The 3,597-nt window shown below is 54.3% G+C and carries 4 protein-coding genes; 3 read left to right on the plus strand and 1 reads right to left on the minus strand.

Going from position 1 to position 3,597, the window contains the following annotated elements; genetic code table 11:
* The first annotated feature begins 172 nt into the window (after positions 1-172).
* Complete coding sequence (locus M7439_RS00005; protein WP_308464328.1) at positions 173-1,159, plus strand: site-specific integrase; 987 nt, start codon at positions 173-175, stop codon at positions 1,157-1,159.
* Between the two features lie 160 nt (positions 1,160-1,319).
* Positions 1,320-1,535, plus strand: coding sequence for a helix-turn-helix domain-containing protein (locus tag M7439_RS12895; protein WP_366525238.1), 216 nt, complete (start codon positions 1,320-1,322; stop codon positions 1,533-1,535).
* 68 nt (positions 1,536-1,603) lie between these two features.
* Here M7439_RS12895 and M7439_RS00010 read toward each other — a convergent pair whose 3' ends face one another.
* The gene (locus M7439_RS00010; protein WP_308464329.1) at positions 1,604-3,310 is read right to left on the minus strand and encodes a UvrD-helicase domain-containing protein; all 1,707 of its coding nucleotides are present in this window, start codon (positions 3,308-3,310) and stop codon (positions 1,604-1,606) included.
* 83 nt (positions 3,311-3,393) lie between these two features.
* Here M7439_RS00010 and M7439_RS00015 point away from each other — a divergent pair.
* Positions 3,394-3,597, plus strand: a 204-nt coding sequence (locus tag M7439_RS00015) for a hypothetical protein (protein WP_298344131.1), incomplete at its 3' end; no start/stop codon positions are given.

The following is a 3,597-nucleotide window of genomic DNA, read 5'->3' on the forward strand; positions in this document are numbered from 1 at the left end:
TGCTTGCTGGTAGTGTGATCACATGCGCGGAAGTATCACTCCCCACAAGGGCCAACCGGATACCTGGCGATTGCAGGTTTACTTAGGTCAAGATCCCGCTACTGGCAGGGAGCGACGCAAGACTAAGGTCTTCCACGGGCCGCGTAGACAGGCAGAGAAGGCTCTCAACGAGATGGTCTCTAGCGTCGGACAGGAAATTACCACTCCGAGTTCGGCCACAGTGGAGTACCTGTTGGAGGAGTGGCTGCGCTTTTGTAGAGGTAAAGACCTTGCGGTACGCACCTACGACGATTACCAGTGGCATGCGTACCATCGGCTCATCCCTGCTATAGGCAGTATTCCACTGAACGCTCTGACGGTCAAGGACTTAGATGACCTATATGCGGGGTTGCATGCGCAGGGCTACTCCGCGTCGACCATCCGTCACGCGCATGCCGTTATTAGACTTGCGCTTGGACAGGCGATTCGGTGGGGTTGGATAGAACGCAATGTTGCACGACTGGCTACACTTCCCCGTGTAGCACCAGCCCCCGTCACGGCCCCGTCTGTTGAAGAGTTGCAGGCCATCATGGAAGAGATGGCCAAGTCTAATCCCCAGTTCACAGCGATTATTGGTCTCGCCGCACTTACCGGAGCTCGCCGTGGAGAGTTGCTTGGTTTGCACTGGAACGATATTGATCTCCCTCATTCCCTCCTTTGGATTCGTCGTGGTCTCAACTACACGCCAGCAACAGGGGTTGTGGTTGGACCAACGAAGACCAAGCGAGAGCGTAGAGTGTTGCTCGATAGTGTTGGGAGCAGCATTGTTTTGGTGCAACAGCAGATGCTCACCGATGCCTGCAACAAGCTTATGATCAAGCGAGCTGACAACCCTTGGTTGTTTTTCGGTGATGTTGATGGCTCAAAGCCTCTGCATCCTGACAGTATCAGCGCTGCATTTCGGAGAGTTGCCAAGAAACTCGATATCGAGGGCATCCACTTCCACAGCCTTCGACACTTCACGGCCACTCAACTCATTGCTGCCGGGGTAGACATCCGTACGGTTTCCGGAAGGCTTGGACACGCCAATGCTTCGATGACATTAGGAATCTATAGTCATGTCCTCGAGGCCAAGGATCGTGAGGCGGGGGAGATCATGGGGCGGCTTTTGAAGCCGTGACTCTATGGCCCCTGTGTTGATGTGGATGAGAATCAAGATTTATATGTCTTCTAACAATTGTTCTCCGAGAATCGGCCTATGTATGTCTATAGGAGCGAATGTTACGCGCGAAGGATGACGTGTGACGCTGAGTTAGACGAGGTAACGCCAGATGACTACAATGCCTTCAGATGCCACCAATACTTCCGAAGTCCCCCTATTACTAGACTCTCGCGGGGCCGGTGAGCTACTGGGCTTGCACTACAAGACAGTGGAACGCCTCGCCCATGCTGGGCGACTTCCTGGTGTCAAACTTGGTAGAACCTGGCGCTTTTCTCGTGATTCGTTGATCCAATTCTGTGGTAGCCAAACTGGATCCAGCGAGTTTGCTCCTTAACAAGCCAGAGTACAGATCACACCTACGGTCTCCAGACGGCAGTTATGGTGTGGTCCTACGTCGGACAGCTAGCTGTCAAACAACGAACCTCCATACCTGTTGGTCCTTGCGTTATCCAAATCACTCACGTCTGTAGTACGTGAATCTCGTGGTTGCCCCACATGAGTTGACTTACGCCGAACCTTTGGCATGATCCGCGCACCCTCTGGCGTGCCTCCAAAGCGCATCAGGCGGAGATGGTCGTTCACGAACGATACGAGCCCAGAATCGGCCAACAGAGTCTCAGCGCGAGTAGCAGCCACGTACTGGAGCGCCATCTCCTCGTGATCAGGGAGTGCATAGGCAACATCATCGCCGCGTGTCGAAACCGAGGCTTCCCAGACGTTGCGAAACTCTCGAGAGAGCGTGACGGATCCCCACTGTGCACCCTTTGCCTTGTGCGCGGTCGCAAGAACTACTTCAGCCTTCTTTGCATTGCTCTCATTCATGTTGAGTACTCGCAATACACCGCCAACCGCTCCTCCCATGCGCTCTACAAGGTTGACAAGTGGGCGATATCCAGACCCGAGCGGGGTCTCGCTGAACTCAGTGAGCTCCTCCCAGTCAGCAAAACCGCACAGCTCCCCGCTCTTGGCGAGCTTGCCCTCGAAGAGGCCAGCCAGATCGTTCAGCATGTAACCGATATCCTTGGTGCCACCTACCACATGGAATTTAACCCCAGGATCAGCTTTTACAAGAGAGAGAATCTCCATGATCAACCGCAGGTTTGAACGGAAGAGGACTGTTGTCGTGTCTGCATAGCCAACGGCCTCCCCTGGGGGCCCCATGCCGATGAGGGAGTAGCCAGCCCCCATCGCATTGAGGAAGACATTCCCTGAGTCGGCAATGTCCTGGCCGAACCGATATGATCGACAGAGCGGTAGCACTAGTGACTCATCAGGATACTTGGTCGCTAGCTCGTCGATCGCATTCATTGCCCCAGCCCATCCATAGATGTGTTGATACTTGTCGCCGACGAGCACCAGTCGTCCACCACGGCCAGCATGGGCCTCAAGGATGCGCAGCATTGGTGCAGAGGCGTCCTGTGCCTCGTCGAAGAAGACGACCTCAGCATCGATAGGTTCTGGATCAAGGGACGCCAGTTTGAGATAGACGCTGTGCGAAACGGGCATCGTTGACTGTGGGTCGATCTGGCGTTCCCATAACCGCTGAGCCTCCTTGATCAACACGTCTAGGTGGCTTGTAGCGTGCATACGCTTTGCAAGGGTCTGAATCGGTTTAGGGATATGCCTGGTGGAAATCTCCAAATCTGGAGATTTAGTAAACTCGTCGATCACCTGAAGTACCGGCGAGATCCCTCCACGCCATCCAGATCGGTCTAACCGCAACGCTCGCGATACGTTGGTAAAGGATTGACGTAGGCGAGCCTCGTTCTCGCTCACCTGCACCAGGGCCCCATATAGGCCCCCGTGTACCAGCCGTGAGGCAAAGATCGCTGACATTGGCGATGTTGTGCCTGGACAGCGCGACTGCCATGCGAGCGAATGAGCCGTACTAGCAATCGTGTTGGATCCGAACCGTTTGCGTGCGTCTGTTGCTGCTCGTGCGTTAAAGGTAATGTAGTGGATGTTCGTCTTGGCAAGTGGTCCATTTGCAAGCAAAGTGAGGGTAGTTGTCTTCCCAGTGCCTGCCAATGCGTTGATGGCTAGGATGCGATTGTGTCCACTCACTCCAGCATCAAGGATGGCCTGTTGTTCAATATTTGACTTAACCATCGCACACGCTCCATGAGAGGGTTATGATCGGGGTAGCCTTAGAGGCGAATGAGGTGCCATGTCGGACATGAGGGAGTATAGGGATGGGTGAGATCCACAACTTGAATGGCGATGCAAGACGTGAGCGTAAGTTATCCAGTGAAGAAAAGCAACGCATGGCCGAGGGACGTTCACATTCTCGTGTTGTCGAGAGGTATCTGCGCGAGATCGCGACTGGTAAGTACCATAAGCGTGGACCCCGCAAGAATGACCCAGAAGCCATAAAGGCCGAACTGGCTGAATTGAAC

Source organism: Ferrimicrobium sp. (assembly GCF_027319265.1).
Taxonomy (GTDB): Bacteria; Actinomycetota; Acidimicrobiia; order Acidimicrobiales; family Acidimicrobiaceae; genus Ferrimicrobium.

Bases quoted from the DNA above. Each gene is read 5' to 3' on its own strand.
- M7439_RS00010 (WP_308464329.1), bottom strand. From the start codon at position 3,310: ATGGTTAAGTCAAATATTGAACAACAGGCCATCCTTGATGCTGGAGTG.
- M7439_RS12895 (WP_366525238.1), top strand. From the start codon at position 1,320: ATGCCTTCAGATGCCACCAATACTTCCGAAGTCCCCCTATTACTAGAC.
- M7439_RS00005 (WP_308464328.1), top strand. From the start codon at position 173: ATGGTCTCTAGCGTCGGACAGGAAATTACCACTCCGAGTTCGGCCACA.